The sequence below is a fragment of the Streptomyces californicus genome (assembly GCF_000717645.1).
Classification (GTDB): Bacteria; Actinomycetota; Actinomycetes; order Streptomycetales; family Streptomycetaceae; genus Streptomyces; species Streptomyces californicus.
Window position 1 is genome coordinate 105,416 of record NZ_JNZZ01000019.1, and the last position, 26,090, is coordinate 131,505.

27 protein-coding genes and 1 pseudogene are annotated in these 26,090 nt (G+C 74.1%); 18 read left to right on the forward strand and 10 right to left on the reverse strand.

The genetic code is table 11. The annotated features are described in order from the left end of the window. Positions 1 to 41: 41 nt before the first annotated feature. From IF19_RS0124430 to IF19_RS0124450, 5 genes are read left to right on the forward strand one after another with little or no spacing between them, the layout of a single operon-like run. Complete coding sequence (locus IF19_RS0124430; protein WP_030118489.1) at positions 42 to 1,658, forward strand: ABC transporter substrate-binding protein; 1,617 nt, start codon at positions 42 to 44, stop codon at positions 1,656 to 1,658. A gap of 23 nt (positions 1,659 to 1,681) precedes the next feature. After that, positions 1,682 to 2,647, forward strand: coding sequence for an ABC transporter permease (locus tag IF19_RS0124435; protein WP_030118490.1), 966 nt, complete (start codon positions 1,682 to 1,684; stop codon positions 2,645 to 2,647). Then, positions 2,640 to 3,497 carry an ABC transporter permease gene (locus IF19_RS0124440; protein WP_030118491.1) on the forward strand — a complete coding sequence of 286 codons (858 nt, stop codon included), beginning with the start codon at positions 2,640 to 2,642 and terminating at the stop codon, positions 3,495 to 3,497. Before IF19_RS0124435 ends, IF19_RS0124440 begins: the two co-directional genes overlap by 8 nt. After that, positions 3,494 to 4,492 carry an ABC transporter ATP-binding protein gene (locus tag IF19_RS0124445; protein ID WP_030276937.1) on the forward strand — a complete coding sequence of 333 codons (999 nt, stop codon included), beginning with the start codon at positions 3,494 to 3,496 and terminating at the stop codon, positions 4,490 to 4,492. The genes IF19_RS0124440 and IF19_RS0124445 overlap by 4 nt, the downstream gene beginning before the upstream one ends. Next, entirely contained in the window at positions 4,485 to 5,159 is a 675-nt protein-coding gene (locus IF19_RS0124450) for an ABC transporter ATP-binding protein (protein WP_030122299.1), read from the forward strand. The genes IF19_RS0124445 and IF19_RS0124450 overlap by 8 nt, the downstream gene beginning before the upstream one ends. Positions 5,160 to 5,306: 147 nt before the next feature. Here IF19_RS0124450 and IF19_RS0124455 read toward each other — a convergent pair whose 3' ends face one another. Beyond that, on the reverse strand, positions 5,307 to 5,957 hold the full coding sequence (locus tag IF19_RS0124455) for a GPR1/FUN34/YaaH family transporter (protein WP_372340747.1): 651 nt from the start codon (positions 5,955 to 5,957) through the stop codon (positions 5,307 to 5,309). 224 nt (positions 5,958 to 6,181) lie between these two features. Further along, positions 6,182 to 7,147: a class A beta-lactamase gene (gene bla / locus IF19_RS0124460; RefSeq protein WP_030276939.1), complete on the reverse strand. Its 966-nt coding sequence runs from the start codon at positions 7,145 to 7,147 to the stop codon at positions 6,182 to 6,184. A gap of 190 nt (positions 7,148 to 7,337) precedes the next feature. On the opposite strand from bla, the pseudogene IF19_RS01000000134955 reads away from it, so the two are divergent. Both IF19_RS01000000134955 and IF19_RS0124470 read left to right on the forward strand, forming a co-directional pair. Then, positions 7,338 to 8,149, forward strand: a pseudogene (locus tag IF19_RS01000000134955) (LysR family transcriptional regulator). Beyond that, a complete protein-coding gene (locus IF19_RS0124470) occupies positions 8,146 to 9,072 on the forward strand; it encodes a serine hydrolase (RefSeq protein ID WP_030118499.1) in 927 nt (308 codons plus the stop codon). The pseudogene IF19_RS01000000134955 and the gene IF19_RS0124470 overlap by 4 nt, the downstream one beginning before the upstream one ends. A gap of 165 nt (positions 9,073 to 9,237) precedes the next feature. On the opposite strand, the gene IF19_RS0124475 is transcribed toward IF19_RS0124470, so the two are convergent. The 3 genes from IF19_RS0124475 to IF19_RS0124485 are packed head-to-tail and all read right to left on the reverse strand — an operon-like array spanning position 9,238 to position 10,279. Continuing rightward, a complete protein-coding gene (locus tag IF19_RS0124475) occupies positions 9,238 to 9,504 on the reverse strand; it encodes a DUF4235 domain-containing protein (RefSeq protein ID WP_030118500.1) in 267 nt (88 codons plus the stop codon). Further along, positions 9,501 to 9,866, reverse strand: coding sequence for a DUF3618 domain-containing protein (locus IF19_RS0124480; RefSeq protein WP_030118501.1), 366 nt, complete (start codon positions 9,864 to 9,866; stop codon positions 9,501 to 9,503). The genes IF19_RS0124475 and IF19_RS0124480 overlap by 4 nt, the downstream gene beginning before the upstream one ends. Continuing rightward, entirely contained in the window at positions 9,863 to 10,279 is a 417-nt protein-coding gene (locus IF19_RS0124485; protein WP_030118502.1) for a phage holin family protein, read from the reverse strand. The genes IF19_RS0124480 and IF19_RS0124485 overlap by 4 nt, the downstream gene beginning before the upstream one ends. A gap of 235 nt (positions 10,280 to 10,514) precedes the next feature. On the opposite strand from IF19_RS0124485, the gene IF19_RS1000000137800 reads away from it, so the two are divergent. The 7 genes from IF19_RS1000000137800 (at position 10,515) to IF19_RS0124520 (ending at position 15,666) form a co-directional block, all read left to right on the forward strand. Then, positions 10,515 to 10,661 (forward strand): hypothetical protein, encoded by a 147-nt coding sequence (locus IF19_RS1000000137800; RefSeq protein WP_167345076.1) that lies wholly within the window; start codon positions 10,515 to 10,517, stop codon positions 10,659 to 10,661. 276 nt (positions 10,662 to 10,937) lie between these two features. After that, entirely contained in the window at positions 10,938 to 11,813 is an 876-nt protein-coding gene (locus IF19_RS0124495; RefSeq protein ID WP_030118503.1) for a phosphatidylinositol-specific phospholipase C/glycerophosphodiester phosphodiesterase family protein, read from the forward strand. Between the two features lie 117 nt (positions 11,814 to 11,930). Next, a complete protein-coding gene (locus IF19_RS0124500; protein ID WP_030118504.1) occupies positions 11,931 to 12,125 on the forward strand; it encodes a hypothetical protein in 195 nt (64 codons plus the stop codon). 71 nt (positions 12,126 to 12,196) lie between these two features. Then, positions 12,197 to 12,946: a hypothetical protein gene (locus tag IF19_RS0124505; protein ID WP_030118505.1), complete on the forward strand. Its 750-nt coding sequence runs from the start codon at positions 12,197 to 12,199 to the stop codon at positions 12,944 to 12,946. A gap of 282 nt (positions 12,947 to 13,228) precedes the next feature. Continuing rightward, the gene (locus IF19_RS0124510) at positions 13,229 to 14,818 is read left to right on the forward strand and encodes a hypothetical protein (RefSeq protein ID WP_030118506.1); all 1,590 of its coding nucleotides are present in this window, start codon (positions 13,229 to 13,231) and stop codon (positions 14,816 to 14,818) included. 118 nt (positions 14,819 to 14,936) lie between these two features. Then, a complete protein-coding gene (locus tag IF19_RS0124515; RefSeq protein ID WP_030118507.1) occupies positions 14,937 to 15,326 on the forward strand; it encodes a hypothetical protein in 390 nt (129 codons plus the stop codon). Between the two features lie 145 nt (positions 15,327 to 15,471). Next, positions 15,472 to 15,666 carry a CsbD family protein gene (locus IF19_RS0124520; RefSeq protein WP_030118508.1) on the forward strand — a complete coding sequence of 65 codons (195 nt, stop codon included), beginning with the start codon at positions 15,472 to 15,474 and terminating at the stop codon, positions 15,664 to 15,666. A gap of 81 nt (positions 15,667 to 15,747) precedes the next feature. Here IF19_RS0124520 and IF19_RS0124525 read toward each other — a convergent pair whose 3' ends face one another. Together IF19_RS0124525 and IF19_RS0124530 are read right to left on the reverse strand one after the other, a co-directional pair. Next, positions 15,748 to 16,419 carry a hypothetical protein gene (locus IF19_RS0124525; RefSeq protein ID WP_030118509.1) on the reverse strand — a complete coding sequence of 224 codons (672 nt, stop codon included), beginning with the start codon at positions 16,417 to 16,419 and terminating at the stop codon, positions 15,748 to 15,750. Continuing rightward, positions 16,416 to 16,598, reverse strand: a complete 183-nt coding sequence (locus IF19_RS0124530) for a DUF6480 family protein (protein ID WP_030118510.1) — start codon at positions 16,596 to 16,598, stop codon at positions 16,416 to 16,418. The genes IF19_RS0124525 and IF19_RS0124530 overlap by 4 nt, the downstream gene beginning before the upstream one ends. Before the next feature lie 128 nt (positions 16,599 to 16,726). Here IF19_RS0124530 and IF19_RS0124535 point away from each other — a divergent pair, with 128 nt between their 5' ends. Together IF19_RS0124535 and IF19_RS0124540 are read left to right on the forward strand one after the other, a co-directional pair. After that, entirely contained in the window at positions 16,727 to 17,932 is a 1,206-nt protein-coding gene (locus IF19_RS0124535; protein ID WP_030121411.1) for an FUSC family protein, read from the forward strand. A gap of 87 nt (positions 17,933 to 18,019) precedes the next feature. After that, on the forward strand, positions 18,020 to 18,211 hold the full coding sequence (locus tag IF19_RS0124540; RefSeq protein ID WP_030081958.1) for a DUF6381 family protein: 192 nt from the start codon (positions 18,020 to 18,022) through the stop codon (positions 18,209 to 18,211). A gap of 59 nt (positions 18,212 to 18,270) precedes the next feature. On the opposite strand, the gene IF19_RS0124545 is transcribed toward IF19_RS0124540, so the two are convergent. Beyond that, positions 18,271 to 19,284 carry a PHP domain-containing protein gene (locus IF19_RS0124545; protein ID WP_030276942.1) on the reverse strand — a complete coding sequence of 338 codons (1,014 nt, stop codon included), beginning with the start codon at positions 19,282 to 19,284 and terminating at the stop codon, positions 18,271 to 18,273. 100 nt (positions 19,285 to 19,384) lie between these two features. Next, entirely contained in the window at positions 19,385 to 20,836 is a 1,452-nt protein-coding gene (locus IF19_RS1000000138710) for a helix-turn-helix domain-containing protein (protein WP_267882450.1), read from the reverse strand. A gap of 271 nt (positions 20,837 to 21,107) precedes the next feature. Between IF19_RS1000000138710 and IF19_RS0124555 the strand changes: the two genes are divergently transcribed. After that, the gene (locus IF19_RS0124555) at positions 21,108 to 21,725 is read left to right on the forward strand and encodes a hypothetical protein (RefSeq protein ID WP_030118514.1); all 618 of its coding nucleotides are present in this window, start codon (positions 21,108 to 21,110) and stop codon (positions 21,723 to 21,725) included. A gap of 90 nt (positions 21,726 to 21,815) precedes the next feature. Then, complete coding sequence (locus IF19_RS0124560) at positions 21,816 to 24,434, forward strand: SpoIIE family protein phosphatase (RefSeq protein WP_030276946.1); 2,619 nt, start codon at positions 21,816 to 21,818, stop codon at positions 24,432 to 24,434. 15 nt (positions 24,435 to 24,449) lie between these two features. On the opposite strand, the gene IF19_RS0124565 is transcribed toward IF19_RS0124560, so the two are convergent. After that, positions 24,450 to 25,841 carry an FAD-dependent oxidoreductase gene (locus IF19_RS0124565; RefSeq protein ID WP_030118518.1) on the reverse strand — a complete coding sequence of 464 codons (1,392 nt, stop codon included), beginning with the start codon at positions 25,839 to 25,841 and terminating at the stop codon, positions 24,450 to 24,452. Between the last annotated feature and the right edge of the window lie 249 nt (positions 25,842 to 26,090).

Below are 26,090 nucleotides of genomic sequence, written 5' to 3' on the forward strand. Positions count from 1 at the left end.
GTTCGCAATTACAGTCGATCTTGGACAGGGATGTGCAGAGTATGACGGCCCGATCGATACGGGTGGCGGTCGCCGCCACACTCGCCACCGCACTGTCCCTCACAGCGGCGGCCTGCTCGAACCCCGACAGCGCCGGGAACGGCTCCGGCACCGGGACCACCTCGGCCGTCGTCGGCATCGCCTACGAGCCCGACAGCCTGAGCCCGCTGCTCGGCTACGGCAAGGACGGCAACTCCAAGATCTTCGACGGACTGCTCGCCCTCGACGCGGACATGAAGCTGCGCCCCGCGCTCGCCGCCGAACTCCCCGAGGTCAGCGCCGACGGCCTCACCTACACGTACAAGCTGCGTCAGGGCGTGAAGTTCAGCGACGGCAAGGCGTTCAGCGCCAAGGACGTCGTCTTCACCTACCGCACCATCCTCGACGCGAAGACCAACAACCCCTCCCGCACCGAGCTGGACGCCGTCAAGGACGTCACCGCCAAGGGCGAGGACACGGTCGTCTTCACCCTCAAGTACCCCTACGCTCCCTTCGCCCAGCGCACCGTCCTGCCCATCGCCCCCGAGCACATCGCGGGCAAGCAGGACGTCAACACCGGAGCCTTCACCACCAAGCCCATCGGCACCGGCCCCTACGTCCTCACCAAGTGGTCCAAGGGCGAGAAGCTCAGCTTCACCGCCAACCCCCACTACTGGGGCGGCGAACCCGAGGTGAAGAAGTTCACCATGGCGATCATCAAGGACGACGACGTGCGCGCCACCCGGCTGCGCTCCGGCGACCTCGACGGCGCGATCCTGCCGCCCAACCTCGCCAAGGGCTTCAGCGACGACCAGGGCAAGAAGACCTACGCCGCGACCAGCTACGACTACCGCACGGTGACGCTCCCCACCCACAACAAGGTCGCCGGGGACACCGCCGTACGCCGCGCCCTCGACGTCGCCGTCGACCGCGAAGCCATGGTGAAGGCCATCCTCAACGGCGCGGGCAAGCCCGCCTACGGCCCCGTCCCCACCGACAGCGAGTGGTTCACCCGGGGCACCGAGCGCAAGCACGACCTCGACGCCGCGCGGAAGATCCTCGACGACGCCGGCTGGAAGCCCGGCAAGGACGGCGTCCGCGTCAAGGACGGGGTGCGGGCCACCTTCCCCCTCTGGTATCTCAGCGGCGACAAGCTCCGCCAGGAGCACGCCCTCGCCTACGCCTCCGACGCCAAGAAGGCGGGCATCGACATCCGCACCGAGGCCGGGACCTGGGAGGTCATCGAACCCCGTATGGAGCACGACGCCGTGCTCGCGGGCGGCGGCTCCCCGGCCGACCCCGACTTCGACCAGTACACCCTGCTCAAGTCCTCCCTCGCGGGCGACGGCTTCAACAACATGGCCTGGTACGACAACAAGGCCGTGGACGCGGCGATCGAGGCCGGTCGCAGGAGCGGCGACAAGGCCGAGCGGAAGAAGGCGTACGACACCGTCCAGCGCGAACTGGTGAAGAACCCGGGCTACACCTTCCTCACCCACATCGACCACCTGTACGTCGTCGACGACCGCTTCGGCGCCCTCACCACCCAGGTCGAACCGCACGACCACGGACTGGCCTCCGGCCCCTGGTGGAACGTCGAGAAGTGGTCCGCCGAGAGCGGCGAGGACGCGAAGAAGTGAGCCGCGGCCTCCCCTGGGGGCCGATGGCGCGGATGGCGGGACGGCGGGCCCTGTTCGCCGTCCCCGTCCTCGGCGTCGTCACCTTCGGCGTCTTCGCCGTCGCCGCAGCCTCCCCCTTCGACCCGGTCAAGGCGTATGCCGGCACCGCCGGACTCACCGCCTCGCAGGAGAACCTCGACCAGCTCCGCGCCAACCTCGGCGTCGACCGGCCGCTCGTCGCCCGCTGGTGGGACTGGCTGACCTCCGCCCTCCAGGGCGACTTCGGGGACTCCAGCGTGATGCGCCAGCCCGTCGCCGACGTCATCGCCGAGCGCATGGGCTGGTCCGTGCTGCTCGCCGCCACCGCCTTCCTCATCGCGATCCTGCTCGGTACCGGCCTCGGCGTCCTCGCCGCCCGCAGGCCCGGCGGCTGGCTCGACCGGTGCGTCAGCTCCGTCGCCTACACCCTGGAAGCCGCCCCGGCCTTCTGGCTCGGGCTGCTCGCCATCTGGTTCTTCGCCCTGAAACTCGACGTGCTGCCGGCCGGCGGGCTCACCGACGCCGCCAGCGACGTCGTCACCTTCGGCCAGGTCGCCTCCCACCTGGTGCTGCCCGCCGCCGTCCTCGGCGTCTCCCAGCTCCCGTGGTTCTACCTCTACGTACGCCAAGGTGTCGCCGACGCCCTCGCGGAGGACCCGGTGCGCGGCGCCCGCGCCCGGGGGCTGAGCGAACGCACGGTTCTCCTCGGCCACGCCCTGCGCTCCGGGATGCTGCCGATGCTCACCCTCATTGGCTCCCGCGTCCCCGAACTCATCACCGGCGCCCTGCTCGTGGAGACCGTCTTCAGCTGGCCCGGCATCGCCGCCGCCACCGTCGAGGCCGCCACCTCCGTCGACTTCTGCCTGCTGGCCGCGCTCACGGTGCTCGCCACCGCCGCCGTCCTGCTCGGCAACCTCCTCTCCGACCTCCTCTACGGACTCGCCGACCCCCGGGTGGCCTTCGATGGCTGACACCGCGATCGCCCTGCCGGGCCGCACCGCACGCCGCGTCCGGGTCACCACCTCGGCCGTGATCGTCGTCGCCGTGGGACTCGCCGTCCTCGTCGTTCCGCCGCTGACCCAGCTCGACCAGCAGGCCGTCGACCTCGCCAACAAGCTCGTCCCGCCGTCCCTCGCCCACCCCTTCGGCACCGACGACGTCGGGCGCGACCTCCTGCTGCGCTGCGTCTACGGCCTGCGGGTCTCCCTGCTCGTCGGCCTGGTCGCGGCCCTCACCGCCACCGTCGTCGGCACCGCGATCGGCGCGCTCGCCGGGGCGCTCGGCGGCTGGGCCGACCGCATCGTGATGCGCGTCGTCGACGCCCTCTCCTCCATCCCGCATCTGCTGCTCGGCATCTTCATCGTCGCGATGTTCCGGCCCGGCGTCTGGCCGGTGATCATCTCGGTCGCCCTGACGCACTGGATCTCCACCGCCCGCATCGTCCGCGCCGAGGTGCTCTCGCTGCGCTCGCGCCCCTTCATCGACGCGGCCGTCTCCGGCGGCGCCTCCCGCACCCGGATCGTCGTGCGCCATCTGCTGCCGGGGGTCCTCCCGCAGGCCGGGCTGGCCGCCGTGCTGATGGTGCCGCACGCGATGTGGCACGAGTCGGCCCTGTCGTTCCTCGGGCTCGGGCTCCCCGCCCACCAGGCCAGCCTCGGCAACCTTGTCCAGTCCGCGCGCGGTTCGCTGCTCGCGGGGGACTGGTGGCCGACCCTCTTCCCCGGCCTCTTCCTGATCATCCCGACCCTCGCGCTCGCCGGCCTCGCCGGAGCCTGGCGCGACCGGATCAACCCGCGCCGGAAATCGGAGCTGATGCTGTGACCGCCGACCGAGCGCCCGACACGGCCCCCGTCCTGGACGTCCGGGACCTCTCCGTACGCTTCCGGATGCGCGGCGGCAACGACATCGCCGCCGTCTCCGGCGCCCGCTTCTCCGTCGCGCCGGGGGAGTGCCTGGCCCTGGTCGGCGAGAGCGGCTGCGGCAAGTCCGTCCTGGCCTCCGCCCTGCTCGGCCTGCTGCCCGCCAACGCGGCCACCACCGGCAGCGCCGTCCTCGGCGGGGACACGGACCTGCTCACCGCCGGCGAACGCACCCTCGCCCGCACCGTACGGGGACGGCGCATCGGCCTCGTACCGCAGAGCCCCGCCGCCCACCTCACCCCCGTGCGGACGGTCCGCGCCCAACTGGAGGAGGCCCTGCGCGAGCTGACCGGGGTGCGGGGGAGCGACCTGCCGAAGGCCGCACTCGCGGCCGCCGCCCGCGCCTCCTTCCCCGAGGGCCACCTCGACCGCTACCCGCACGAACTCTCCGGCGGTCTCGCCCAGCGCGCCGCGACCGCCCTCGCCCTGATCGGCGACGCCCCGCTGCTGCTCGCCGACGAACCCACCACCGGACTCGACCGGGACCTCGTCGAGCGGACCGTCGACGAACTGCGCCGCCACACCGACACGGGCCGCGCGCTGCTGATCATCACCCACGACCTGGCCGCCGCCGAACGCGTCGCGGACCGGGTCGCCGTGATGTACGCGGGCCGCATCGTCGAGATCGCCGACGCGGAGGACTTCTTCCAAGCGCCCGGGCCCCGACACCCGTACGCCCGGGGGCTGCTGGCGGCCCTGCCCGAGAGGGACTTCGCCCCGATCCCCGGTATGCCGCCGGAGCTGGGCGCCCTGCCCGAGGGCTGCGCCTTCGCCGCCCGCTGCGGCCACGCGGACGACCGCTGCACGGCCGAACGCCCCGCCTTCCGCGCGGACCTGGCCTGCCACCACGCCCCGACCGGCCGGACGCACCCGCTCAAGGAGGCGGCCGATGCTTGAGCTGACCCGGATCACCGCCGGATACGACCGCCGCGACCCCGTCGTCCGCGAGGTGTCGCTGAGCGTCGCGGCGGGGGAGGCGGTCGGGCTGCTGGGCCCCAGCGGCTGCGGCAAGTCCACCCTGGCCAGGGTCGCCGCGCTGCTGCACCGACCGGACGCCGGGACCATGACCCTCGACGGCGCCGTCGTACGCGGCTGGCGCCACCGCGCCCCGCGCGAGCAGCGCACGGCCGTGGGCGTCGTCTTCCAGCAGCCCCGGCTCTCCGCCGACCCCCGCATCGGGCTGCGCGAACTCATCGCCCAGCCGTTGCGCGCCACCGGCCGCCGCCGGGAGGTCCCCGAGCGGGTGGCGGAACTGGCCCGGCTCGTCGGCCTCTCCGACGAACTGCTGGAGCGCCGCCCGCACGCGGTGAGCGACGGCCAGCTGCAACGGGCCTGTCTGGCGCGGGCGCTGGTCCTGCGGCCCCGCCTGCTGATCTGCGACGAGATGACCGCGATGCTCGACGCCTCGACGACGGCCGCGCTGGTCGCCGTGGTGGAGCGCTACCGCGCGGAGTCCGGGGCCGCCCTGCTGGCCGTGGGCCACGACCGGGTGCTGCTGGAGCGCTGGTGCGACCGTACGGTCCGGTGGGGCGAGCACCACGCGGAGCACGCGCCCACCGGGTGAGGGGTCCCGGCCGCCCCGGCTCGCCCGGCCGCCCCGGCTCGCCCGGGCGGCCGACGGGGCCTGGCCTGCGGGGAGGGCGGGCCGACGGGACCCGGCCCGCGCGGACGGTGGGCCGGACGTCGTGTCTCGGCCACCGTCCACCGGGGCTCACAGCTGGTGGCGGACCCCCGCCTCCTGCTGGGCCTCCGTGAGCTGTTCGCGCAGATCGCCCTCGATGGACTCGCGGGCCTTGCCGCGGCGGAAGAGGGGAAGGACGGTGCGCTGCTTCCCGTCCTCGACGAGCAGGGCGAGCCCGCCGTAGAGCGCGAAGACCCCGATGCCGACACCGGTCCAGCCCGCCGCCGTCTGAAGGGCGTTGCCGAGGCCCGCCTCGTAGAGGCCGGTGAGGGCGAAGCGGACCGCGGTGAGGGTGAGCAGGACGGCGAACAGCGGTTTCGACTGCACGGCCGCTCCGGCCAGGGCGAGGACGAACGGGACGAGCGCCAGGAGGAAGACGGCCTGCGCCACCACCGGCTCGCCGGGCGGCGAGTCCAGGGACGTCACGCTCGTCCCGGCCCAGGCGGCGCCGAGCAGCAGCAGCGCGGTGCCCGCCCCCGCGTCGCGGGCGAGGAAGGCGAAGATCCCGCCGACGAGTTGGAGCGGCACGACGAAGATGAGGACGAGCAGCAGCAGGATGCCGCTCTGCGCGGGCGGCACCCAGCCGAGCTGGAGGGAGGAGAGGACCGTGCTCCCCATCCCGAGGGCGAAGAAGCCCAGCGGCAGCGGGCTGGCGATCGGGCGCAGCACGATACGCGTCACGGCGTCGGTCGTCAGCGGTTCTGAGGGGCCGGTACGGCCGGGTTCCTGGGTCACCGCGCAAGCGTACGAGTTCCGGACCGGGCGACGGCGACCGGCGCCGGCCGAGCAGGGCGGGCGTAGGCCGGCGGCCCGGCCGCGGCCGCCCGCGCGGACCGGCTGCCCCGACCGCGTACGGGCCTCGGGAGGAGAGCGGGGGCGGCCGGGCCGCCCGACCCGTACGGGCCTCAGGAGGACAGTGAGTCGGCGACCACGGAGGCCGCCTCGGCGATCAGCTCGTCGGACGGCTCGGCGTCCTTCGTGGCGCGGTTCGAGAGGATGGCGATCACGATGGGGGAGGAGTCCGGGGGCCACACCACGGCGATGTCGTTGCGGGCCCCGTAGTAGCTGCCCGTTCCGGTCTTGTCGCCGACGACCCAGTTCTTTGGCACCCCCGCCCTGATCACCGCGTCCCCGGTGGTGTTGGTCCGCAGCCACGTGGTCAACTGCTCGCGCTCGGGCGCGGGCAGCGCCTCGCCCAGGACGAAGGCGCGCAGATCCCCGGCCAGCGCGCGCGGAGTGGAGGTGTCCCTCTTCTCCCCGGGGACCCAGCGGCTCAGCTCCGGCTCCACCCGGTCCATCCGCGTCACGTCGTCGCCCAGCTTCTCCAGCGAGGCGTCCAGGCCCCGGGGGCCGCCGACGTGGTCGAAGAGGAGGTTGGCCGCGGTGTTGTCGCTGTAGCGCACGGAGGCGTCGCACAACTCCTTGAGCGTCATGCCGGTGCCCACGTGCTTCTCGGTCACCGGGGAGTTGGCGACCAGCTCCTTCCGGGTGTAGGTGACCCGCTGGTCGAGGCCGTCCAGGGAGTACTTGTCGAGCATGACTCCGGCCTGCAGGGCCTTGAAGGTCGAGTTGTAGGCGAACCGGGCCCGGTCGTTGTGGACCACCTCCCGGCCGGTGCCGGTGTCGATCGCGTACACGCCCAGCCGTGCGTCGAACGCGCGCTCCAGCTTCTCGAACGCGGCGGTGTACGGCTTCGCGGCGGCTGCGGGGGCCGATGCGCTCGCGTCGGCGGCCGACGCGGAGGCGCCCGCCACGGGCCCGGCGGACGCGGGCGGCGCGGAGGAGCCGTCCTGCCCGCAGGCCACCAGCGGTACGAGGGACAGCGCGGCGAGCACACCGGCGACGCCGGTCCTGACACGGGAGCGGTACATGGGCGAAACCTCCTGACGCTCCGGACCGGAGCGCGTCGGGGACGGGGCGGCACGCCTCCGCCCCGGTACGGGGTCGTGCGTGCCGGGATCACCTTCATCCTCTTCGGGCCATGCGGTCCAATACGTCCACGGGCGTTTCCATGCCGAAACCGCATGGGTCCCGGGTAAGGGGACCGCATAGGCTCGGGGCGTGGATCTGGTCGGAGCGTGTCGGGCGTTCGTGAGCGTCAGCGAGTACGGCGGCTTCACCGACGGGGCGGCCGCCGCGGGGATGTCCCAGTCGGTGGCGAGCCGCCGCATCGCCGCTCTGGAGGAACGCTTCGGCGCGCAGCTGTTCGAGCGCACCTCCCGGCGGCCGGTCCTCACCCCCTTCGGGCGCGACATGCTCGCCTCCGCCGTACACCTCGTCCACGCCGCCGACGTCCTGCTGGCCGAGGCCGAGGCCGTCAAGCACCAGCCCTGGCGGCTGGCCGTCCCCGCCACCTGCTCCGCGGCCGCGCTGGCCCGCCTCGTCGCCGAGGCGCGCGGGCACGGTGTCCGGCTCGACATCCGCCCCGCCGGGCCCTCCCGGCGCAAGGAACTCCTGCACGCGCACCAGGTGCGGGCCGCCCTGCTCGCCGTACCGGCCCAGGAGGCGTCCTGGTCCGTTCCGCTGGGGCTGGCCGGGGCGCGGGACGGCGGGGCGCGGCGGATCCACGTCGAGACACTGCGGCTCCCCCCGGGCCCCCCGGGGGGCCCCCCCCCCCCGCCGGGGCCCGCCGGCGGGGGCGGACCCCCGAAGTCCTCTGCTCCGAGGACCTGTTGCTGTGCTCCCGGGCGCAGGCGGACGAACTCGCCCTGGTCTGGCTTCCGATCGGGGAGTTGACGCCGCGCCGGGGCTACGCGCTGACGGTCGCGGCGGACGGCGACCCCCTGCCCGTGGCCGACCGGCTGGGCGAGGCCATCGCCCGCTGCCTGTCCGCGGAGGACCCGGGCCGCGACGGAGAGAGGGAGGAGACATGAACACCGAGGCACTCCTGCGGGAGGTGCGGGAACAGCTGACCGACGGCGGCCTGCGCGCGTGCCTGCTGGTGCGGGATCTGCGCACGGGGGAGGAGCTGGGCATCGAGCCGGACACCGAACTGCCGTCGGCCTCCCTGGTCAAGGTGCCGCTCGCGCTCGCCACGCTCGAACGCGTCCGGCGCGGGGAGCTGGACGGAGCGACGGTGCTGGACGTGGCGCCCGGACGCGTCACCACGCCGGGCCCGACGGGCCTCAGCCGGTTCCGGCACCCCGCCCGGATCGCGATCGACGACCTGCTCTACCTGAGCATCTGCCTGAGCGACGGGACGGCCGCCGACGCGCTGTTCGACCTCACCCCGCCCGAGCAGGTCACCGGCATCCTCCGGGACGCCGGGCTGCGCGGCATCACGGTCCGGCACCGGACGGAGGAGCTGTTCGACACGCCCGTCGAGCGTTTCGACCCCGACCAGGTGCACCTGGCCCACGCCCTGGCCATCGACGCGGGCACCAGCGGGCGGGGCCACCGGGTGGCGCAACTGGACACGACGCGCGCCAACACCGGCAGCGCGCGCTCGTTCACCGACCTCCTGCAGGCGCTGTGGACCCCGTCGAAGGTCCATCCGGAGGTGGCCGGGCGTCTCCGTGACCTCCTGGCGCACAACGTCCTGCGCCACCGGCTGGCCCCCGACTTCAGCTCCGACGCGAGCAGGTGGTCGTCCAAGACGGGCACCCTGCTGAACCTGCGCCACGAGATCGGCGTCGTCGAGCACGCGGGCGGAGAGAGCTTCGCCATCGCCGTACTGACCGAGTCCTCGGTTGCGGCGGCCGCGCAGCCCGGGGCCGACGCCCTGATGGCCGAGGCGGCGCGACGGCTGCGCGACCACCTCCGCCAGGGCCCGGGACCCCTGGGCCGCCTCAGGTAGGGCTCTGGGGGAGGCCGCTGACCGGCCGCCCCGCGGCATGTCCGCGGCTTTCGCGGAGCTTCACGTCCGTTCAGGCGGCGCGGCCCGGAGCCTGTCGCGGCCGCGCCCCGGGCCGGGCGGACCGGCCGGCCCGGCCCGGGCGGTCGTGGTGCGACCGGGTCGCGGTCACGCCGGCCAGGTGCCCGTGACGCGTCGGGTGGCGGTGGCGCCCGAGCGTTCGACCGTCGCCTTGACCACGGAGAAGATCGCGCCCTGTACGGCGGCGGCGAGGAGTATCTGCCGCCACGAGCGGTCCTCGTCGAGGGCGTCGGGCGCGTCGCCCTCGCCCTCGATGAGCTTCCACGTCTGCTGGAACACGGCGCCCGCGATCATGCCGCTGAGCGCGCCGAGGGCGAACCCCACCGGCTTGTAGGCGATCTTGGACGCCTTCATCGGTTGCGCCTCCGGCCGCGGCGGATCAACAGGAAGGCGATCAGCAGGGCGCCTCCCGCGAGGAGCGGCGTGCGGTTGTCGCGCGCGGCCTTCGCCCCCTGCTCGGCCTTCTCCCACAGCGGTTCGGGCGCCTTGTCCTTCACCAACCGCGTGGCCTCGGCCGTCTTCTCGCGGATCTGGGCGGACGCCGACGCGGCCTGCTCCTTCACCGCCGCCGCCTTCTCCTTCGCCTGGGCCTTGACGTCGGCCTTGCCCGCCAGCGCCTCGACGGTCTGCCCGAGTTCGTCGCGCGTGCGCTCGACCTGCTCGCGCAGTTCCTCGGGGGTGGGGGACCCCATGGTGTTCTGTGATTCGTCGTTCATCGGTGAGCCCTCTCCTTGACTTCGGCCAGATCGGCCTTGACGCTGTCGATGGTCTGCTCCGGGGCGGGGGCCCCGGCCTTCGCGATCTGCTTCCTGCCCGCCAGGGCCGCCACGCCGGCCACGGCCGCCAGGACCGCCGTGACGATGAGGGCCGCGGCCCACAGGGGCAGGACCAGGGCGAGAGCGGCGATACACGTCGCCACCGACGCCTGGGCGGCCAGAAAACCGACGAGCCCCGCGGCGCCGAACAGACCGCCGCCCTTTCCGAATCGCTTGCCCTTCTGGGTCATCTCCGCGCGCGCCAACCGCATTTCCTCGCGGACCAGCTCCGAGATCTGCTGCGAGGCACGCGAGACGAGAACGCCCACCGGCTCGTCGCCGGTGGCGGGAGCCTGCCCTCCTGCTGTGCTCATGATGAGGTCACCTGGTTCTTCTCCGTCGGGATCGTCACGGGGGAGCGGGGCCGCCGTGACGGAACCGCCGCGTCCGGTTGTGTGAGCCGTTGTCGCCCGGCTACCCACCGATCGCGTTCGCACCCGTCCGATCGCGTTCGCACCCAGCCCCGGACAGGGGTGCCGCTTCACGCGGCAGGTGCGGGCGCCCCCGCGCGGGGTAGACGAAGGGCACCACGGCCCACGAGGAGGAACCATGCCCGGACTCATCGCCCGCATCACGCGGTTCACGCGCAGCCCGCAGGGGCGGCGGACCATCGAGTCGGCCCGCCGCGCGGCGGCCGACCCGCGCAAGCGCGCCCAGGCACGCAGCCTGTTCGGCCGGCTCCGCGGACGCCGATGACCTCGGTGCCCCGGGCTCACGACCGCCCCGGCGGGCACCCCGGAATCGGGGCCGCGGCGACCGCCGCGGCCCCGACCCTGTGACCTTCCGCGTCCCTGCCGAAGGCTCGGCCCCGGTCGGACCGGACGCGGCCCCTCGCCCCTGCCCGCTCCGGCCCCGCGCCCCCGAGGTGGCCGGGGCGTGAAGCATCGCCGAACAGCCTGTCAGGCACCTGACAGAATCAGGCCGGACACCCCCATACTCGTGGCGACCCCGTCCGCCGCTCAGGGAGTGCCCATGGCCCACCCCACCCGCCGCCGCGCGCTCACGGTCGCCCTCGCCACGGCCGCCGCGAGCGTCGCCGTCCCCACCGCGACCGCGTTCGCCGCACCGGCCCGCCCCCCACGGCCGCGCCCGTTACGCCATGCCCACGCGCACAACGACTACCTCCACCCCCGCCCGCTCCACGACGCGCTCGCCCACGGATTCACCAGCGTCGAGGCGGACGTCTTCCTCGTGGACGGCGAACTCCTCGTCGCCCACGAGCCCGCCACGCTGGACCCCGCCCGGACCCTCGCCTCGCTCTACCTCGACCCGCTCGCCGCCCTCGTCCGGGCGGCGCACGGAAGCGTCCACCCGCACCACCGGGCCCCGCTGCAACTCCTCGTCGACCTGAAGGCCGACGGCGTCGCCGCCTACCGCGAACTGGACCGGCAACTGCGCCGCCACTCCTACGTCACCCGCTACCGCCACGGCCGCGTCCGCACCGGAGCGGTCACCGTCGTCATCTCGGGCGACCGCGCGGCCCGCGCTCCGATGGAGGCACAGGAGGACCGGCTCGCCTTCTACGACGGCCGCCTCGACGACCTCGGCACCCCGGCCCCCGCCACCTTCGCTCCGCTCGTCAGCGCCAACTGGACCCAGAGCTTCGACTGGCTCGGCGCGGGCCCCTTCCCCCGCGCCGAGCGGGACCGGCTGCGCACCCTCGTCGCCACCGCCCACCGGGAAGGGCGCCGCATCCGCTTCTGGGCCACGCCCGACCTGCCGGGCCCCGAACGCGAGGCCGTCTGGACCGAGCTGCTCGCCGCCGGGGTGGACCACCTCAACACCGACGACCTGGCCGGACTCGAAGCGTTCCTCCGCGGCCGTGGAGGAGCCGCCGGGGCGCTGTAACGCGCGACCTCCCGGGAGTACCCGTTCGGCGGACACGCCAGTGCGCCGAACGGCCTTCCCGCTGCGCCACACTGGCCGCCGAATGCCGCAAATCCGGCGCGGCGGAGGAGGTTGGCCATGGCCATTTCGATCTCACTGGTGCTGCTTCTGACGATCCTGGCGGTGATCTTCCTGCGCAACGGCGGGCTGAAGCCCTCGCACGCCGTGGTCTGCGCCCTGCTGGGCTTCCTCCTGGCCAGTACGAGCATGGCCCCGACCATCCACGACGGCATCGGCGCCACCGCCGACCTGGTCAGCAGCCTGGACCCCTGACGAACCCGGCGGCCGGTCCCTCGCACGGGGGACCGGCCGCAGCCGCCCCGGACATCCCGCACAATGGGCAGATGCCTTTCCCGTCCCCCGGCCGGCACTCGGGAGCCGCCCACCACGAGTACTGCAACACCGCCATGTGCTGCCGGTGCCAGTCGCGTACCTGGACGACCAAGGCGGGCAACGAGCGGCTCTGCGGGCCGTGCGCCGCCTGCTGCCACGCGTGCGGGCGGGCCCCCGCGCCCCACCTGGACGGGCTCGACGGCGGTCTCTGCGCCGAGTGCCGCGGCCTGTGCGGCCGCTGCCACGCCCCGAAGCGCCCCGACGGATCCTGCGCCTGCGACCGCTGGCGGGAGAACGCCCGGAGCAACCCGCGCGGCTACGTCCTCCAGGCCCTGCCGCCCCAGCTCCTCCAGGCACTCGGCGGCCGGGTGCCGAGCACCGTCCACGACCTCATCCACCAGGAGATCGCCGTCCGCAGCGCCGCCCAGCTCCGCGAGCGGATCGAGCGCCGCTGGAACCTGCGCTGGTCCCACGCGCTGGGCGAGCTGGACGAGGACGGCCGCCGACGGTGGAGCGCCCAGGACATCGCCGAGCAGTTGCTGCGTCCCGGTTCCTGCACCGACCCGCAGTGCGAGGACGGCTACCACAGCGTGACCGACGCCCCGTGCCCCCACTGCCGGCAGCCGATGCACCGCTTCGTCACCTCGGTCGCCGACCGCACGGCGACCAGCGAACACGCGCGCTCCGCGGCGGCAGACATCCGGCGGGCCATGCGGGAGAACCGCTCCCGTCCGACCCGCCCGAGGCCCCCGCAGCGCTGACGGGACCACCTCGGCCCGGCCTGCCGGGCACCTCGGCGGCGCGGCGGACGGCCGGCCTGCCGCGGCGATCCGGGAAAGGGCGCCGAGACGGTGCGACGGACCCGGAAAGGGCGCCGAGGCGCTGCGACGGTCCGGGGAAGGCCGCCGGGGCGGTGCGCGGGCCCGCGTGTTGCGGCAGCGTTTCGGCCCCGCGAAACCCTCCGCGTTCTCATGGACACTTCACCCCCCTCCTCCTAGCGTCGGGCGGCGGCGCGACCCCCGCCCGCAACCGAGGAGCCCCCGATGCCCCCGCCGTACCGCAGAGCGCTCGCCCGTGCCCTGGCCCTGACGCTCACCGTCGCCACGCTCACCCTGGCCGGACCGGCGTCCCCCGCGCAGGCCGACGACATCCCCAAGGCCCCCGGCCATCGCCTGGTCGAGCGGTACGGGGGCGCCCCCGCCACCGCCTCGCCCGTCCCCGGCCCGGCGCTCCCGCGCCACCCCCACCTCGCCCCCAACGGGCGCAGCGGCATGCACGCCGACGCGGCGGGCAGCGGCACCCACCCCTACGCCGGCCCGCTCGGCCGGAACCCCGAGGTGACCAGCGAGAAGATCGCCCCGATCGGCGGTGAGTGCGCCACCGCGACGTTCGACGCGGCAGGCCGGCTGATCACGGTCTGCGGGACGTTCACCGGCTTCCTGCTCAAACTGCTCGACCCGCGCACCCTCGACACCCTGGCCGAGTACAAGCTGCCGCAGCGCTCCTCCACGGTCGAGGCGATCACCCGGCTGGACTTCGCCAGGATCTTCAAGGACACCTCCGGCGGGGCCTACTTCTACCTCGACGACCGGGACCGGGTGGTCCTCGCCGACTCCCGCCAGCACGTCCTGCGCATCGCGCACCGGCAGGACGCCGCGGGCCGGTGGGAGTTCACCGTCGAGGACGACTGGGACCTCACCGGTCACGTCCCGCACGACTGCGTGTCCTGGACCAACCTCTTCCCCAGCGGCACCTGCGACCCGGTGACGTCCGTGATGCCCGACTGGCAGGGCCGGATCTGGTGGGTCACCCGCCTCGGCCGGGTCGGCACGGTCGATCCGGACACCTCGGCCGTCCGGTCGGTCCGCCTCGACGGCGAGGAAATCCAGAACTCCTTCTCCGTGGACCGGGACGCGGTCTCCATCGTCTCCGACCACGCCCTCTACAGCTTCACGGCGGCCCCCGACGGCACCCCGCAGGTCCAGTGGCGCCAGACCTACGACCGGGGGACCGGCACCAAACCCGGCTCGGTCAACCAGGGCTCGGGCACCACCCCCGACCTGTTCGGCACCGGCCAGGAGTACGTCGCGATCACCGACAACGCGGACGACCGGATGAACGTCCTCGTCTTTCGGCGCGGCGCGGACATCCCCGCCGACCGCCGCCTGGTCTGCTCGGTCCCGGTCTTCGGCCACGGCCGCTCCACCACCGACAACTCCCTGATCAGCTGGGGGAACAGCCTGGTCGTCGAGAACAACTTCGGCTACGAGAACCCCACCTCCCTGCTGCTCGGCCGCAGCGTCGTCGGCGGCGCCACCCGCATCGACGTACGGCCCGACGGCAGCGGCTGCGACACGGTGTGGGAGAGCACGGTCCGCTCGCCCTCCACCGTGCCCAAGCTGTCCACCGCCAACGGACTGCTCTACTTCTACGAGAAGGAGCCCAACGCCCTGGGCGTCGACGCCTGGTACCTGACCGCCGTCGACTTCCGCACCGGTGAGCGCCGCTGGCGCGTCCTCACCGGCACCGGCCCCGCCTACGACAACAACTGGGCGCCCATCACCATCGGCCCCGACGGCACGGCGTACGCGGGCGTGTTCAACGGCATCGTCGCGGTGCGCGACACCGCCTGACGGCCCGTACGCCCGAGCGGCACCGCTCCGCGGACCAGCCCCTTCTCGGAGGCGACGCCCCCGGACCAACCGGGGGCGAGTCGTCTCCGCGGGGCGCTGCGACGGGGCCGAACGGCCTATGCTCGCGGCCATGGAGCAACGGGAAGTCGTGAAACGTGTGATCGGCATCCTCACAGAGGCGCGCGAGATGCAGCGTCTGCTGGAGGCGGACCTCGAACGAGAAGATCTGGACGCGGGAGCGGGTGCCGTCACCGCCCTGCTGAACGAGACGATGCCCCACATCGCCATCCCCGAGGACTTCACCGTCGAGGAGGTGGTCGCCGTCGTCGGACGTGAGGTCGGCGGCGCGGTGGAACAGCTCGTGAGCGCCTTCACCCTCGCGTTCACGATGCTGGCCCAGGTCCATGACGCGGGGCAGACCGACGTGTCCTCCGCGGACGTCCTCCAGGACCTCGCCCTGCGGGTCGAGGGCGGCGGCACCGAGGAGGGCGAGGACCCCTTGTTGTAGGGCCTTTCGTTCCTGTTCCGAACGAGAGGTCTCGGGCTCCTGCCCGCAGTGCGGGCCGTCGCGCCCTGGGGCCCCTGCGTCACGCCGCGCGGATGGGCATAGTGGGAGGGCAAGCGCGTATCTCCCTCGCGGCATGGAGGCAGCTGTGGGAAAGAGCACCGACGTGGCCCGCGCCAAGGCGCGGAGGGTCAAAGGCATGATCAAGGAATCGGACGGCATCGCCCTCGACGACGAGCGGCTGAAGGCCGAGGGCAGGAGGGAACAGGCCGAGGCGCGCCGCGAGGAGGCCCTGGCCCGCGCGGCACGACCGTCCTCCGACCGTCCGTCCTCCGACCGCTGAGCCGGGGCAGACCGAGGGGGCCCGCGCCGCCGAACACGGCGCGGGCCCCCTCGTACGTCCATGGCGTCGGAGTCCCCGGCCTCACGGGCGGGATCGGGCGGCCTCCCGGACCTTCTCGGCGGTCTCCCGGTCGAGCGCCGCCCGGACCAGCGCCGCGGCGAACACCGCCGGATCCCGCCCCCGGGCCACCTCGGCCAGCCGGGCGGTGGAGGTGGGCAGACCGAGCCGCTCGGCCCCCTGAAGACCCTTCGCGCCGACGTGGAAACCGGTCTCCGGCCACACCCCCTGCACCTCGCGCACGAAGATGTCCGCCCCGGCGGGTCCGATCCCCTGGACCCGCTGGAGCCCGGCCCGCACCGTGTCCCCGTCACCGTCCGCCTCGGCGCGCAGCCGCCGCAGATCGCCCTTCCAGACGTCGAGGACCAGTTCGGCGCCCTCCCCGAGCTGGGTGGAGGTCCGCTCGTCGTAGCGGCGGTAGCCGCCCTCGCCCAGCGCGTCCACGCGCTGCTGCCAGGTCGCGTCGGCCATCCGGCGCGGCGTGCGCATCCCGTGCTCGAACAGCGCCCGCGCTGCCGCCACGGCGACCGACGCGCGGATACGGGCGCTCAGCAGATGACTCAGGACCAGCACCTGGTACAGGGGTTGCGGGGTGTCCCGCAACCGGATGCCCGCCTCCGCCGCGTACGTACGGCCGCACTCCTCCAGCAGCGCGTCGGCCGTCCGGCGCGCCGCCGCGGAGACCGCCGCGCTCACCCGAAACCGAAGACGCGGGCGAGGAAGAAGCCGGCGACCATGATCGCTCCGAGCACGATCAGAGCGGTCCAGAGGCCCGGGTGCTCCCAGAGCCCTCCGTCCGGGCGTTCCTCGTGCGCCTCACCGATGGAGCCCTCGGCCGGCGGTGTCTCTCCTGGGGGATTCAGCAAAGCAGCCATGCCTCCAGGGTCTCTCCGGCCGGGCGGCGGCGCACCCCGTCCTGGTCACGGCGCCGACGGCAGGGCCGTACGGCGGAGCCCGGACCGGGGGAGCGCTGCACCGGGGGGATACCGGGCACCGTCAAGGAATGCCCCGAGTCTCCGCCCCCGTCGTCAAGCTCGTGCAGCGCACCACCGAACCCGCCGGAGTGCAGACCCTGCGCTCGACGGCGGCAGCCGTCATCGCCTACTCCGTCGCCGTCTGGTTCCTGCCCGAACCGGCCCCGCTGACCGCGCCCCTCACCGCGCTCCTGGTCGTCCAGGTGACCCTCTACGCGACCCTCACCACCGGCATCCGCAGGGTGAACTCGGTGGTCGTCGGCGTCCTCATCGCCATCGGCTTCAGCTCTCTGGTGGGGCTGAGCTGGTGGAGCCTGGGCCTGACCATCTTCACCGCGCTGATGATCGGGCGGCTGGTCCGGGTCAACGAGTTCGTGCCGGAGGTGGCGATCAGCGCGATGCTCGTCCTCGGCGTCTCGCAGGTCGCGGACACCGCCTGGGACCGGGTCTGGGAGACGCTCATCGGCGCCGTCGTGGGGCTCCTGTTCAACCTGCTCCTGGCCCCGCCCGTCTGGGTCGGCTCGGCCGGCTCCTCCATCGAGTCGCTGGCCGTCCGGATGGGCACGATGCTGCGCAGCATGGGCGAGGAGGTCGTGGGGAACAACCCCGTGTCCAGGGCCGCCGCCCGGCTCCACGAGGCCCGCCGACTCGACCACGACATCGTGGAGGTCGACGCCTCCCTGCGCCAGGCGGAGGAAAGTCTCACCCTCAACCCTAGGGTAAGACATGGTCTGCTCCATCGGGTCGTGCTCCGTACCGGCCTCGACACGCTGGAGATCTGCGCCGTCGTCGTGCGCGTCCTCTCCCGCACCCTCACCGACCTGGCGAAGGCCCGTACCGAGGAGGCGCTGTTCCCACCCGACGTGACCGAGCTGCTCCAGGAACTCTTCGGCCGCCTCGCCGAGGCGATCGAGAGCTTCGCCGTACTGGTCACGACGCAGCTCGCCGCCGACGCCGACGCGGCGGAGGAACGTCTCGCCGACGCGCTCGCCCGCAGCCGCGCCACCCGTGACCTGGTGGCCGACCTGCTCCTGGAGGACGTCCAGGAGCACCCGCGCCAGTGGCAGCTGCACGGCGCCCTGCTCGCCGAGATCGACCGGGTCCTGGACGAGCTCGACATCGAGGAGCGCACCAAGCGCCTCGGTGAGGAACTGGACCGCCGCTCGGCGGAGGCCCACGCCCGCCGCCCCCGCTTGCGCGCACTGGCGCGCCGCCTGGGCCGTCAGCCCGCCTGAGTACCCGCGGCCCGGCATCGCGGGATGCGGAGGCGGCCGGTCGCTGGTTCGCTGGGGTGCAGAGGTCCCTGCGTCCAAGGAGTGGTGATGAGCGGTTCGGACGAGCCGGCCGACCTGGCCCGGCAGATGCGTGAGAAGGCTCAGCAGCTGGCGGAGGCCGCGGAGCGCGCGAGCGACCCCCATGAGCGCGAGCGGCTGGAGAAGAAGTCCCGGACGATCCGGGACCGCAGCGAGCAGCAGAGCGCGATGGCGGCGGGGGACATCTACCCCGAGAAGTAGCCCCAAGAGCCGTGACCCGGAAGCAGCCCCGCGCCCGCCCGGGGCTGCTTCCGGCGTCGTCAGTCGGCGCCGGCCCACTCCAGGAGCCGGTCCGCGCTCCACGTCGTGACCACCCGGTCCGCCGGCACCCCGCACTCCTGTGCGCGGGCGCACCCCGACCGCTGCCAGTCGAGCTGGCCCGGAGCGTGCGCGTCCGTGTCGATCGCGAACAGCGTGCCCGCCGCGACCGCCGTACGCAGCAGCCGTAGCGGCGGATCGCGCCGCTCCGGACGGCAGTTGATCTCCACCGCCGTCCCGGCCTCCGCACAGGCGGCGAAGACCCGTTCCGCGTCGAACCGCGACTCCGGCCTGCCACGTCCGGACAGCAGGCGACCCGTGCAGTGGCCGAGCACATCGGCCCGGGGATGGCGCACCGCCGCCTCCAGGCGCCGTGTCATCGGCTCCGGGTCCATCCGCAGCTTGGAGTGGACGGAGACGACCACCACGTCGAGCCGCTCCAGCAGCTCGTCCTCCTGGTCGAGCGACCCGTCCGCGAGGATGTCGCACTCGATGCCGGTGAGCAGCCGGAACGGCGCCCACTCCTCGTTGAGCCGTGCCACCACCGCGAGCTGCTCCCGCAGCCGGTCCGGCGACAGGCCGCGCGCCACCGTCAGCCGGGGTGAATGGTCGGTGAGCACGGCCCACGCATGCCCCAGCTCCGCGGCGGTCCGGCCCATCTCCTCGATCGGGCTGCCCCCGTCCGACCAGTCCGAGTGCAGGTGGCAGTCGCCGGTCAGCCGCCGGTACAGCGCTTCGCCCCCAGCAGGAGGCTCCTCCGCCGCGGCCTCCACCTCCAGCCGCTCCAGGTACCCGGGCGTCCCGCCCGCCAGCGCCTCACGGATCACCTCGGCCGTGCGGGGCCCGATCCCGGGGACGCGCTCCAGCGACTTCGCGGCCACCCGCCCGGCCGCCTCTCCCGGAGCCATCGCGTCCACGACGGCGGCAGCCGTACGGAACGCCTTCACCCGGTACGTCGCGGCCTGGGAGCGTTCCAGCAGGAAGGCGATCCGCCGCAGGGCGGTGACCGGATCCATCGGCGCCTCCTCCAGGAGCGGCCGCGGCCGCTCCGACCCGCCGCCGCGTGTTCCCCCTCAGGATGGCCGCAAGCGCCCCGCACCGCCTCCGCGCGCCGCCTCAGGCCCCGCTCTCCGCGGCCACCCAGCGGCGGGCGGTCGTGTCGTAGTCGAGCACCTGCCTCCCCCGCACCCCGCCCGTACGGAACGGCCTGCCGCCGTCGTCCAGGCGCACGGTGCCGGACTGTCCGCCGCCGCTCCAGCCCAGCTCCGCGAACCAGTCGCAGTCGCAGCCGACCGTACGGCCGGTGATCAGGAACACCTCCGGGTCGGTGACCGAGACGCGGTACGGGAAGGCGACGGCCGCGACGGGCTCGCCCGAGTCGTTGCCGGCGAGGGGGCGGGCGACGGGCCGGGGCGCGTCGAGGTCCACGTCGAACATCCTCGGCGTGAGGGAGCCGCCGCAGCCAGAGCTCATACGGTAGATCCGGCCCGCGCCCACCGGGCGGCGCTCGACGACCCGGATGCGCAGGGACTCCAGCACCACCGCACGGTCGTCCCGCCCCTGCACGGTGATCCGGACCCCGGTCTCGCCCGCGTGCACCGCGCCGAGCGCCGACGCCCAGGGGGCCGCGTCGGCCTCCACCGGGGGCGGCGGCACCGCGTCGGGCGCCCGGTCGACGCGGTAGGCGTGGTCGCAGCCGTTCTTCCAGACGTGGGCGTCGCCGGTCCAGGTGAACGGCGCGCGACCGGCGGCCGGCCCCGCCGAGGGCGCTGCGGCCCCGGCTCCGGCCCGGCCGCGCGTTCCGGCGCCGGGCGGCGCGGCCGAACCCGTACCGCCGTCCGACGGCGTGCGGCTCGGGGCCGTACGCGGCGTGGCGGGCGGTGCCGCGGCGGCGGGGGAGCCGGAACGGGAGGGCGCGGGGCTCTCCACCGGTGGCGGGCCCGGCCACTGCGCCGGGGACCGGCCCCGGTCCGGGCCGGAGGGAGCCGGCGTGCCCAGGGTCGCGGCCAGGGCGACGACGAGGGAGGCGGCGGCGAGCCCACCGAGCACCTGCCCGTACCGGCGCGCTCGCCGGGGCCGGTCCTCCGACGGGCGGAGGCCGCCGCCTTCCCGCATCGGACCCGACGGGCCCCGTGCCTCCGGACCGCGCGCCTCCCGCGCCGGATCGGCCGGGCGCTCGCCCGCCGTCCGGGGGCCTTCGGCCTCCGCCGCGACCTCACCGCCGGCCCGCTCGTCCGGCACCGGTCCGCACGCGACCGCGTCCGCCGGAGCTCCCGGCCCCTGCCGGTCCACCCGCCCCCGGTCCGCGAGGAGCCACAGCCGGTGCAGCGCCTCCCGGTCGGCGGCCGACGCGCCGCACAGCCGGGCCAGCCGCTCCACCGGGGCGAACTCGGCGGGGACCGTACGCCCCGTGCAGTACCGGTGCAGGGTCGAGCCGCTGACCCCGATGCGGCGGGCCAGCGAGGCGTACGTGCGCCCCGATCCCTCCCGCAGCGTGTCCAGCCGCGCCGACAGTGCCGCCCGCGCCGTGCCCTCGGCGTCCTCCACCACCCGCTCGACCTCCCCCACACCGTTCCAGGGCGTTCCAGCCCCCCCGGGAACACCCACGTCACCAGGGGTGGGACGGTTCCAGCCCGGCGGGAAGCCGTGTCGTGCTTGTCCGGATCCGGTGCTGCGGCCCAACCTGGTCCCCGTCCCCGTACCGCCTCCTGCGAAGCCGTCGTACGGCCCCGAACCGATCGGGCCCGTCCGACCGGCCGCGCCGGGCCGTACGGCCGACGCGGAGCACCACCGTCCGACCGCACTCTTCGACACACCGTCCGAAACGGGGAGATCCACCATGCGCACCGTCCGCACCGCACTCCTGACCGTCGCGGCCGCCGGCCTCGCCGTCACCGCTCTGGCCCCGGCGCCCGCCGCCGCGGCTCCCGCCCCCGCTCCCGCCGCACCGAAGTTCCTGAGCGCGGCCCAGCTCCCCGCCTCCCCCACCCCCTGGACGGCCGGGCCCGTACGCACGGGGGCGCCCCAGGAAGGGTCCGTGTGCACCGCCGGGATCGCTCCGGCGGCCGGCACCCGGTACCGCGACTTCCGCACCGAGCTGGACACCAACGCCCGCCAGACCATCACGGTTGCCGCCACCGCCGCCCGGGCCGAGAAGCTCGCCGCCGACCTGCACCACGCCCTGGCGACCTGCCTCGACCGGATGAAGGAGCAGGACCCCGGCCTGGAGGGGGAGGCGTTCTACCACGGCAGGATCGGCATCGAGGACGGCGCGCATCTCCACAGCATCGACACCTCCCACCCGGAGGTCGGTTCCACCGACATCGGGCTGTACTCCGTGGGCCGCGACGGCCGCGCGGTGACCGTCGTCGAGTGGGGGCAGATGGGCGAGCTGGACGGTGCGCCGCTGGAGGGGTTCAGGAAGACGACGCGCACCGCCGTCGCCAAGCTGTACTGACCCCGCCGGGCCCCAGGACCGCGACCGGCCGCCGGGGGGCGGCCGGTCGCCCGATGTGCGCGGCACCGCCGCCCGGCGCATCCTGACGGTGTGACCCGGCACGACACGAACCGGCAGCCCCCGCCCGCCGGACACGGGCGCCCGGCCGGCGCGGACGACGGCGGCCGGGTACCCGACGAGCTCTCCCTCGTCCTCGCCCAGGCGCTCGTCGGCGCCGTCGAGTCCGGCGGAGGCTTCGCGGGCGGGGTGTACCTGCGCAGCGGCACGCCCGGGCTCCTGCGCCTCGCGGTGCTGGCCGGACTGCCCGGCCCGCTCTTCCGGCCATGGTGGCGGATGCACGTGAACCGGCCCTTCCCGGTCTCCGAGGCGTACCGCACGGGGCGGCCCGTGCTGCTGTCCGACGCCGAGGAGGCCATGCGCCGCTTCCCGCAGCTCATGGCCGGGCTGCCGTTCCCGTTCGGTTCGCTGTGGGTCCCGATCCCCGGCCCCCGGGGGAGCGTGGGCGTCCTGGTGGTCCTGCGGGCCTCCACACCGGGCCGGCCGGTGGCCCCCGCCGACGGCGACCGGCTGCACCGGCTGGGGCAACGGCTCGGGGACGCGCTCACCGACCTGGAGCGGCAGGGCGTCACCTGCGTGTGGGACGGCGAGCCGGTCCCCGTCCAACTGCCCGTGGCCACCGCGCCCCCGGTACGGGTCGGCCGCTTCGACTGGGAGCTGCACTCCGGGCGGGTCGCCGCCGACGACGAGCTGTGCGCGATCCTCGGCTTCGCCCCCGCCGCCTTCCCCGGCACCGTCGACGCCCTCGCCGAACGGCTGGTCCCGGAGGACGTGTACGGGCTGTGGGCGCTGGCCCGGCAGACGGTGGAGTCCGCCGAGCCGGTCGTCCGCCGGATGCGGTTGCGCGGCCCGGACGGCCGCTCGCACCTGCTGGAGCTCTCCGGCCGCTGGACCCACCCGGACGGCGATGAGCCCGAGGGCCGTCTCACCGGCTTCCTGGTCGACCTCGGCTCGGGTCCCGTGGTGCCGGAGGCCGCCGACCGGCTGCCCCGGGGCATCCTCTCCCTGGACCGGCTGGGCCGGATCACGTACGCCAACGTCCTCGCCGAGGAACTGCTCGGCCACACCCGCACCGAGCTGGTGGGCCACCCGGTGTGGCAGGCCCTTCCCTGGTTCGGGCACGAGGCGTACGAGGACCACTACCGGGCCGCCATGATCGCCGACGAACCCGTCCACTTCCTGGCCCGGCGCCCGCCCTCGCGCTGGCTGTCGGTCTCGCTGTACCCGGACCACGACGGGGTGAGCGTCGTGCTCCAGGACACCGACCGGCCGGCGTACGCCCCCGGCTCGGTCACCGCGCCCGGGCTGGGCATCGGGTCCACCGCCGACCGTTCCTCCGCCCTGTACCGTCCCGTGGCCCTCGCCATCGCGCTGACCGAGGCGGTCACCGCCCGCCAGGTCTCGGCGGTGGTCACCGAGGAGCTGCTGCCCGCGTTCGGCGGCCGCCAGATCGCCATCTACCTGCTGAACGACCGCCATCTGCACCTGGCCTGGGAGACCGGGTTCCCCCAGGGGTTCCTCGACCGGTTCGACGGGGTCGGGCTCGACGTCAGCATCCCCGGCGTGGAGACCCTGACGACGGGCCGCCCGATCTTCTTCGAGTCCATGCAGCGGCTGGTCGAGGCGTACCCGGGCATCCCGATCGACGCGGACGTCGGAGCGCGGGCGTTCCTCCCGCTGATCGCCTCGGGACGCCCCGTCGGCTCCTGCATCCTCGGCTTCGACCGGCCGCGCGGCTTCAGCCCCGAGGAGCGCACGGTCCTCACCGCCCTGGCCGGACTCATCGCGCAGGCCCTGCAGCGCGCCCAGCGCTACGACAACGAGTCGGCCCTCGCCCGCGGACTCCAGGACGCCCTGCTGCCGCACCGGCTGCCCGAGGTGGACGGGGTCGACACCCTCGGGCGCTACCTCTCCGGCACCCAGGGTATGGACGTGGGCGGCGACTGGTACGACGTCATCGAGACCGGCCGCGAACTCGCCCTGATCATCGGCGACGTCCAGGGCCACGGGGTCGCCGCCGCCGCGACCATGGGCCAGCTGCGCAGTGCGGTCAGGGCGTTCGCGCTCGACAACTACGACCCCCAGGGGGTGATCAGCGGCACCAACCGGCTGCTCATCGACCTCGACCCGGGGCAGTTCGCGAGCTGCTGCTACATCGCCCTCGACCCGGAGACGGGCCTCGCCCGCGCCGTACGGGCGGGGCACCCGCAACCGGTGCTGCGCCACCCCGACGGCCGGACGGAGGTGCTGGACCTGCCCGGCGGCATCGTCCTCGGGATCGACGGGGACGCGGCCTACCCGGTCACGGAGCTGCGGCTGGAACCGGGCGCGATGCTGGCCCTGTTCACGGACGGGCTGATCGAACGCCCGGGGACGGACATCGACGAGGGGATCGAACGGCTGCGCGCCACGGTCGAACGCATCGGCGAGGTCCCGCTGGCCGACCGCGCGGACCAGGTCATCGCGGAGGCACGGGCCGCCACCGACCGCCCGGACGACATCGCGCTGCTCCTCGCCGCCCGCTGGGCGGGCGGGCCCGCCCGGTCCCGGCGGCCCACGACGGAGCGGGCGGCCGGGCCCGACCTGTGGCGCACGTTCAGGAGGCCGGATCCGGGGCGCCCGGCGAGCGGCGCCCCGGATCCGGCCTCCTAGAAACCGTCCTGCCGGTCAGACGTCTGCGGGGCGCTCGGCCGGGACGAAGGCGCCGGAGGCGTCCAGCATGCCGTCGCGCTCCACGACCTTGATCCGCTCACGGCCCTGGGCCGCGCCCAGCGCCTGCTCGTGGGCGTCCAGCTTGTGCCAGCCCTCCCACGTCGTGTAACGCACGTTGCGGCTCTCCAGGAACGCCTCGACGGCCTCCGGGGCGGGCGTGGCGGGCTCGGCCAGGCGGCCGGCGGCGCGGTCCTCCAGCAGGCAGGCGACCGTCTCGTTGGCGTCGCCCTTGGTGTGGCCGATCAGTCCGATCGGACCGCGCTTGATCCAGCCGGTGACGTAGACCGAGGCCATGTGCTCGTCCCCGGCGATGACGCGCCCCGCCTCGTGCGGGACGGTGCCGGAGGCCACGTCGAAGGGGAGCTTCGGCAGCTCCTCCGAGTAGTAGCCGACGGCCCGGTAGACGCTCTGCATGTCCCAGTCGGTGAACCGGCCGGTGCCCCGGACGTTGCCGGTGCCGTCCAGCTCGGTGCGCTCCGTGCGCAGCGCCACGACCTTGCCGTCCTCACCGAGGATCTCGACCGGGGACTCGAAGAAGTGCAGGAACAGCTTGTGCGGGCGGTCGCCGACATCGCGGATCGCCCAGTTCTCCAGGGTCTGCGCGACCATGTTGGCCTGCTTGTTCTCCCGGCGGGTGGCGATGGAGCCCTCGTCGTACTCGATGTCCTCGGGGTTGACGATGACCTCGATGTTGGGGGAGTGGTCCAGCTCCCGCAGCTCCATCGGGCTGAACTTGGCCTGGGCCGGGCCGCGCCGCCCGAACACGTGCACCTCCAGCGCCTTGTTCTGCTTGAGGCCCTGGTAGACGTTGTCCGGGATCTCGGTGGGCAGCAGCTCGTCCGCCGTCTTGGCCAGGACGCGTGCCACGTCGAGCGCCACGTTGCCGACGCCGAGCACGGCGACCTTCTCCGCGGTGAGCGGCCAGGTGCGCGGCACCTCGGGGTGGCCGTCGTACCAGGAGACGAACTCGGCCGCCCCGTAGGAGCCGTCCAGCTCGATGCCGGGGACGTCGAGCGACCGGTCGGCCTCGGCGCCGGTGGAGAAGATCACGGCGTCGTAGAACGAGCGCAGGTCGTCCAGGTCGATGTCGTCCGGGTAGCTCACATTGCCGAAGAGACGGATCTGCGGCTTGTCCAGCACCTGGTGCAGGGCCTTCACGATGCCCTTGATGCGCGGGTGGTCGGGGGCCACTCCGTAACGGATCAGGCCGAAGGGCGCGGGCATCCGCTCGAAGAGGTCGATCGAGACCCCCGGGTCCTGGCAGACCTCGGATTTGAGCAGCGCGTCCGCAGCGTAGATACCGGCGGGGCCGGCTCCGACAATGGCGACGCGGACGGGGCGTGTCATGGGTGGTGATCCTTCGGGGCGGGCGAACGCGGGCAGGTACAGCGTACGTCGGAGGTAAGGGTGGGCTTACTAGTCTCCACCCCACACCGTAAGCGATCGACTCGCCGACCGTTCGACCGCCCCCGCCTGGAGTGCCCGATCAAGCCGTTTTGTCCTGGCGGTATGGGCGATTTGGGTGGTTTGGGCTTTCTGTTGAATAAAGGGGCTTATTGGGCCCACTAAGGCATTTGCTTGGTCGCGTTCTCGCCA

Bases quoted from the DNA above. Each gene is read 5' to 3' on its own strand.
- IF19_RS0124530 (WP_030118510.1), bottom strand. From the start codon at position 16,598: ATGGCTGCTTTGCTGAATCCCCCAGGAGAGACACCGCCGGCCGAGGGC.
- IF19_RS0124485 (WP_030118502.1), bottom strand. From the start codon at position 10,279: ATGAGCACAGCAGGAGGGCAGGCTCCCGCCACCGGCGACGAGCCGGTG.
- IF19_RS0124540 (WP_030081958.1), top strand. From the start codon at position 18,020: ATGAGCGGTTCGGACGAGCCGGCCGACCTGGCCCGGCAGATGCGTGAG.
- IF19_RS0124545 (WP_030276942.1), bottom strand. From the start codon at position 19,284: ATGGATCCGGTCACCGCCCTGCGGCGGATCGCCTTCCTGCTGGAACGC.
- IF19_RS0124430 (WP_030118489.1), top strand. From the start codon at position 42: ATGACGGCCCGATCGATACGGGTGGCGGTCGCCGCCACACTCGCCACC.
- IF19_RS0124510 (WP_030118506.1), top strand. From the start codon at position 13,229: ATGCCCCCGCCGTACCGCAGAGCGCTCGCCCGTGCCCTGGCCCTGACG.
- IF19_RS0124480 (WP_030118501.1), bottom strand. From the start codon at position 9,866: ATGAACGACGAATCACAGAACACCATGGGGTCCCCCACCCCCGAGGAA.
- IF19_RS0124515 (WP_030118507.1), top strand. From the start codon at position 14,937: ATGCTCGCGGCCATGGAGCAACGGGAAGTCGTGAAACGTGTGATCGGC.
- IF19_RS0124555 (WP_030118514.1), top strand. From the start codon at position 21,108: ATGCGCACCGTCCGCACCGCACTCCTGACCGTCGCGGCCGCCGGCCTC.
- IF19_RS0124440 (WP_030118491.1), top strand. From the start codon at position 2,640: ATGGCTGACACCGCGATCGCCCTGCCGGGCCGCACCGCACGCCGCGTC.
- IF19_RS0124495 (WP_030118503.1), top strand. From the start codon at position 10,938: ATGGCCCACCCCACCCGCCGCCGCGCGCTCACGGTCGCCCTCGCCACG.
- IF19_RS0124535 (WP_030121411.1), top strand. From the start codon at position 16,727: ATGCCCCGAGTCTCCGCCCCCGTCGTCAAGCTCGTGCAGCGCACCACC.
- IF19_RS0124470 (WP_030118499.1), top strand. From the start codon at position 8,146: ATGAACACCGAGGCACTCCTGCGGGAGGTGCGGGAACAGCTGACCGAC.
- IF19_RS0124500 (WP_030118504.1), top strand. From the start codon at position 11,931: ATGGCCATTTCGATCTCACTGGTGCTGCTTCTGACGATCCTGGCGGTG.
- IF19_RS1000000137800 (WP_167345076.1), top strand. From the start codon at position 10,515: ATGCCCGGACTCATCGCCCGCATCACGCGGTTCACGCGCAGCCCGCAG.
- IF19_RS0124505 (WP_030118505.1), top strand. From the start codon at position 12,197: ATGCCTTTCCCGTCCCCCGGCCGGCACTCGGGAGCCGCCCACCACGAG.
- IF19_RS0124435 (WP_030118490.1), top strand. From the start codon at position 1,682: ATGGCGCGGATGGCGGGACGGCGGGCCCTGTTCGCCGTCCCCGTCCTC.
- IF19_RS0124565 (WP_030118518.1), bottom strand. From the start codon at position 25,841: ATGACACGCCCCGTCCGCGTCGCCATTGTCGGAGCCGGCCCCGCCGGT.
- IF19_RS0124450 (WP_030122299.1), top strand. From the start codon at position 4,485: ATGCTTGAGCTGACCCGGATCACCGCCGGATACGACCGCCGCGACCCC.
- bla (WP_030276939.1), bottom strand. From the start codon at position 7,147: ATGTACCGCTCCCGTGTCAGGACCGGCGTCGCCGGTGTGCTCGCCGCG.
- IF19_RS0124475 (WP_030118500.1), bottom strand. From the start codon at position 9,504: ATGAAGGCGTCCAAGATCGCCTACAAGCCGGTGGGGTTCGCCCTCGGC.